Source organism: Halococcus thailandensis JCM 13552 (assembly GCF_000336715.1).
In the GTDB taxonomy this organism is placed as follows: domain Archaea; phylum Halobacteriota; class Halobacteria; order Halobacteriales; family Halococcaceae; genus Halococcus; species Halococcus thailandensis.
On the sequence record NZ_AOMF01000059.1, the window covers coordinates 1 to 6375 of the forward strand.

Here is a 6375-nt window from a genome sequence, read left to right on the forward strand (position 1 = left end):
GAGTGGTCGTCGCAATCACCAACGACGAACGAGGAGACAATCCGGGCCGCGAGATGCTCACGGCATGAGACGGATTCTATGACACGCTCATACATCGAAATCCCACTCGTCCACGCCGGGATGAACACTGACGTCACAAACGACAAAGGTGAGAGTGTCTGCGGCATCAAAAACAACTGTGTCTACGTCCCTGATACAGACTTTCGCAACAAGTTCGAAAAACACGCAATTGGACGCAATGGAACGGCAGCATATCTCGGCAAACAACTTTATCAATCGATGGAAGATGGTCAAATTAACTACGCAGCTCACAACGCCACCAACGTCAGAGAGCACATTCAGACCCTCCTTGACATCGGCCATACCGACAAGCTATTCGCCGAGAAGACTCACCCGGACAAGCTCAGAGTAGTCCTCAGAGGGATCGAAAATGCACCCGATGAGAGAGCCCAACTCAACACGTGGCACTCGGCCAGCGAGCTCTACGACGCCTTAGAAATCCATGCTCAAAAAACTGATAGTACATGGGAAAAACGGAAAATCGGGGAGATCGGGAATGCCCGAAGTCTCGCTCATGTTCTTCGCAACAACGAGGATCATGACGATGTCGAGATTTACCACCACCACGAAGACCGCGAAAACAACAATGGTGAAGACAACCAATTTCGACAGAACATGTACCGGCTTCGATTCAACACAAGCGAAGCAACCACGATACAGGTCTCGGAGATCGCAGACATTCTGGAGCTACCATGCTTGCGGAATATCCACAATTTCCTTCTCGAAGAAAAGCCTGTCCGGTTCACCCTCTACACCTACGTGCGAATCATCCTGAGTCTCGAGAATGATTTCACCGTCGAAGAGATCGTCGAATGGTTCAGCCAATATCCCTGGTTCGACGAGGAGACGACACGCTACCAAACTCGCTACGAGAAGAACCGAACGAACGAAAACGGTGAGCCATACCAACCGGTGAACTGCTATACTGACAACGAACAATTCACCGACTTCTGTATCGGAATAGACAATTGTGAATACGAGATCCACGAGAGCCTACCACTAAAAAACGAGGTGGTAAATTCAAAAAAGAAATCTTAATTGAGATTCCTTTGACCAGCAATAGCCCCTCATGACAATGTCTAAAAACAGTACTGTTTTGGAGTAGCTGCAATATCTAATATACATAATTGGAAGTATCCAGCATGACACAGCAGAGAAAACATAGTCTCCCCTGTAGCGGATATTCACCCCGTATAATTTTACAATAAAACTGAAACAGAAATATCGTATTATACCAATCGAAACTACTAGTCTACGACCCAGAAATCAGACCACCGTATGCTAACCACAGAAAATATCCCACATAATACTGTAAAACTATAGTACTCAAATAAATCGCATCTAAGTAATAAAAGTGCCATGAGAAGGTAGAAGTTATCTGGAAATTATACCTATCAACTCGCATGTACTCATCTATGATGAACTCGCAGTATCCGGCGCTACCTATTGAATGCTGCAGAAATTGTTGCTGTAGATGAATTATCAACTGTATTTGCTTCATGAGCATCCATGGAATATGAGTCTGTCAACTCAGTATACCACATCCAACCAATATATTTTGATATCAGTAGTGGCCAGTTTCTACTATATCCACGTTGTCTAACTCGATACACTACAAAATAGAATGTGAAATCAAGTTATTCAACAATACACCAGTATCAATAAAATAGGATATTTTGAACAAACAAAAAATGACGTTCTATTCTTCTCTTCAACTTCTCAGATCCGACTGCTTCCTATAGAAAGCTCTATGAGATTCTTCGGAAAAATCCCCTGGTCGCATACATGTTTAATTAATTAGAGTTTGTGAGTATGAAGTCTGAGATGGCAGACTATCCATACCTTCTCTTCCTATGCCAATCTAACGTTAAAATGCTCATACTAAAGTAATAGATGCAAACAGAATAGTGAGAAAAACACGATTTTTATCGTCTATTATTTCTATATTCAGAAGTGAGAATAGAATTGGAGATGGAATAGAATATCCAGCAAGAAGCTATTGTCTCTACAAAATGATGGATCTTCAATCAGAATTTGTTGTTATATTAGCTAATATTGAAAGGGCCTAAAGAGAGGGTAGAAGACTTTAAACGGTATTGTTAACAATATGTTTACTGCATTAATATGAAATCTTTCACTCGGTATATTAGACTATATAAAACACAAGCGAAAATATATCCATAGGATTCAGGGCATCTTCAAATGGTAGATGTGGGCGATTTTAGACCCTCTATAACGCAATCTACTTTTTGTTCACAATTTGTTTACTAGCTGTGAACGCATTTCCGAGCCAAACGGATGTCTCGCCAACCCATAGACAATTCTATATTTAGAAATTGGTATTTTCTAATATTTTTGAATAAGGTGAAGAAAAAGCGAATAGGCCAAAGTTCTCGAAACAGTATCTACAGCTATTCTAACCATCCTGTTTACAATATGTTCACGCAGATTTTAGCCAACGTGTATCCCATATTTCATTTCTCTCTCTATTCAGTCCACAGAGCTAATAATTAGTGAAATATGGTACTAATGCTGTCTTAGAAATAGCTATTAGAGAGTTTCTCACTACCGATATCCGTACCTGTTAACTAATCGTTTACAGAAACCATCAAAAATACAGAATGAAAATGGATGTATCTCTTTCCTAGATCGGAATAGACAGGCAGAAAATCGCTTAGAATAGTTCTAATCGGATTTTAGAAGGTTGAAGGGGCAATGAATCGTTTGGAGACTGAATGGGACAAGAATTAGAGCGCTAGAAGACTTCTAAGAGTCAGAGATTGCTTCGATTGCCCAAAAACACCATGTGCATCGGGTCGTCTTGTCCCAAGGATTGTAGGGATGCACAAGATCAACCAACCGAATAGAGAGGGAGAGCGGGAAGCGAAACAGAAGCGACCAAGAAGAGTTAGAAAAACAAAACCAAAATGACCAACAGAGGCTGTTGGATCACTAACACCAATTGCAACCAAAACAAGCACGAGCTCAGCACCAACAGTCACACCACACTGATCACGACAACACTCCCACACTGACCAAGACGATCACCAGAACACCACCAACTGGATCAGCACCGATCAGCTCTCATCAGCAACACACAGTTCACCACAGAACAGCCTATCACCTAACGTGAGCAATATATCTTATAGCTGGTACAACTGGCATGATCAGCAACGAACTCACCAGCACCATCAACACTGACTCCTTAGCGATACAACTGTTTCCAGCACCGACCGATTCGGACAACTGATTCTCTCATCCACCACCGATCTAGTTAACTCCACAACCATTGTGAATTAGTGTCGTGATTGGAGTCATCCAGCTGGTCACTGCGATGGTGGAGGCAACGACTGATCGACCAGCACGTGACCGAGATCACACCACCAGGAATTGCAACTCAATCTACGGACTAGCAACATCCACCACTTTTCAGATAAGTGTGTTACAGCAATGAGTTCGCACAGCACTGGCGATCGGTCACGACTGGCCAACTACAGCACCTCCTGATTGACTGGGTGAGTTCCAACAGTCTACCCCCATGGTTGAGTCGCTGCGACTGACTCGATCAACACCACTCCAGCAACCAACCGATCTGTGATTCAGCTAACGGTTCCCAACACCAGAGCAACAACCGCGATCGTGAGTGACGCAACAGCCAACCAGTTAGCAATACAACTATTCGCTCACCCTGCAACCACCAACGGCAGAACAGTTAGGATACCAACAGCAACGCCAAACGTTTCGCAGAATGTGATATACCGGATTAGATAGAATTGAAGTTGGTTCAGTGGCGGTCGATATGGATCGCCTTGGAACTGGGGTGCCGATCTCGACTACACCACTCTCGACTGACGAACGCTTTCGGCCACGCTACCCATATCTAATTTGGTAGTTTTTCAGACGATGGTTGACGCTTCGATTCAGCCAGTGATCTCGCTTGGTGAGTGGCCTGGATTCGTGACGGCGACCACTCCCTCGAGCAGCACTGGTGACCGCTCCAGGATGAGTAAGTTGACGGCCCAGCTTCGCACCGGTGACAGCGTCGGCAGACCCTCGATCAGTTCTGGTGGGTAGGGTCGGATGGACGAGTTTGGGACGGCAGAAATCGGGCGGATGGTAGTGTGCTGTAAGCACAAGTCCATCCGGGGGTGTGAGCGGGGGGTCCGATAGCGGAGTCTCGGTCGGGTGGCGTTCACTCGATCACTCATTGATCGCCGAGTTGGTGAGGCTCGGCTTGGTCGATTGAGCATCGACCAGTGGAGTGGTGAGTGGAGGGTGTGAGTTGCGTTGGAGAAGTAAGGTGTTTGTTCGCGACGTCGACCAGAGAATTCAGCAGTTGTTGTGGGTAGTGATTGTCTGTGATTGTGGTAGATCGTGTTTTCACAGCCCGGTCCAGGAGACCCCATTGGGGAAGGTTGACGCGGTGGTGTAGCGACCGCGTTTTCGCGATGGTGTGATGGTCGGCCAGCTTGGGCCGGTGACGATCTTCGGCAGCCGCTTCGATCCGACTCCAGTTTGGGACAGCACAGCACAGTCCCTCCCCAACCTCGCGGCCGCCGCTCGTTCACTCGATCGCTTTGCTCACATCGGTCACGTCGCTCCGGCCCCGCTCCCTCGCGTGTGTCCTGCCGACGAGGTCGGCATTCCTCACACGCGCCACAGCAATCAGTGGGTTGGTGGATAGATGGGTGGGTAGATGAGATTGGGAGAGACGATGGACAGCGATTGTCTTGGTACGCGTCGCTCGGGTTGCGACACCGTCCGGCGCTCGTCACCGACCATTCCGGGCTGCGGTGGCTCTCCCGCACGGCGACGGCACCGCAATCGAGCCACCGTTCCGGGCATCTGGTTTGAACGCCATCGGGTAAGCGCCGGTGATCTCGACTCCTCGAACAGCCGCACCGACAGCGCTCGGAGGTCTCGATCACTCCCCTCACTCCCAGAGGTCGTTCGGCACCGCTTACTCCGCTGGACGCGCCTTCCGGTGACGGACACGCGCGCCGCTCGTAATCGAGAGTGGTGTTGCCCGCTCGCGCCGCGGTACGGCACTGCCCGCGGCGCGGAGGCGGGCGTGGAGACGATCGAAAAATGGTGGAACACAACAGTAGTCGTGAGCAGACGGTGGATAGTGAGCAATCAACGGCGGTCGTCGAGGTGGGTCCGACGCGGATCAATGAGGAAGGGAAGATGTGTCCGAACTGTGGTGGAGTGATGAGTTATGGTGTGATCGTCGAGTCGGGAACGGAAGAGCAGTTGACGGAGTACATGGGGTTGTCGTGTTCGGAGTGTTCGACGCAGGGTGTGTTCTGCCCTGATTGTGAGAGCGTGCACAAGCCGGGGTATGAGTGTCCGGCACGGATCGAGCGGGAGCAGGATGAGGTGGCGGAGCGGTTGGGTGGGGTTGTAGGCGTGGATGTGGGTGTGAGTGTTGGTTTGGGTGTTGTGAGTTGGATGCCGACAGCACGACTTCGGAAGCCCCCGGAGCGTTCGACTCCCGCGGCTCGTTGTGCGCTTCGCGCTCAAACCGTGAGCGCTGCAGTGCTTACGTCGCCGGGGTTCGCCGAGCGCTCCGGCCCCTTCCATTCCCTCCCGGCTACCGCATGGTAGGCCGTGGTGGTTGTGAGGCCGGGCGGGTAGTTGTCTCCCCATTTTCGTGTTGTATATCGGGAAGGGAAAGGTGGGAGCGTCTCGTTATCTGCATTCTCAGGGACGGCGACGCGCTGCAACGCTTCCGTACAACTCCGCTACAGCATTCTGGATGTCTGGTGAGATAATGGCAAATTTTTGTCTGCGATCTATCCCCCGATCGCTCATATCGGCATCAGAATCGACAGAGAGGCGAACAATGCCTTGGAAGGATGTCTGGGACAACTATCCTGAGATTCAGCCACCACAGTCAGTTCATGGGCCCGTATCACCAAGCTAGCGGTATCGATGGAGGTGATTGACAGTTGAGCTGTACTTCAACCCTGTATTTGAGTATGCCGCTAGCGTCATTGGATCGACTCAACCATTGAGGCGATCGAAAGATAGTGTCCTTGCATACCGATGTCTCAGTATGCGAATCCGCACCCACTCAGTGGTCCATGTCGGTGAAGGCGGTCACGACAAACAGCGGGTACGAACCGCTGAATAGTTGGTTCCCGTAACCCGCTGTACGTTGTGCGTTCGTAGAGGGGTACAATACTTTCATACCCCTGTGCTCCCGACGTTTTGGTCATTTTTCGGCTCCATTGAATCACTAGATGGCGGCGTGATGGGGCGATAGATCGAAGAGTATGAAGCGGGTGAGTAGCGTTTGCAGTGAACCTTACC

1 protein-coding gene is annotated in these 6375 nt (G+C 49.3%); it reads left to right on the forward strand.

Features of this window, described 5'->3' with window-relative positions:
- On the forward strand, positions 1–1098 hold a 1098-nt coding region (locus tag C451_RS02605; RefSeq protein ID WP_206536663.1), incomplete at its 5' end, for a primase-associated protein.
- Positions 1099–6375: the final 5277 nt, after the last annotated feature.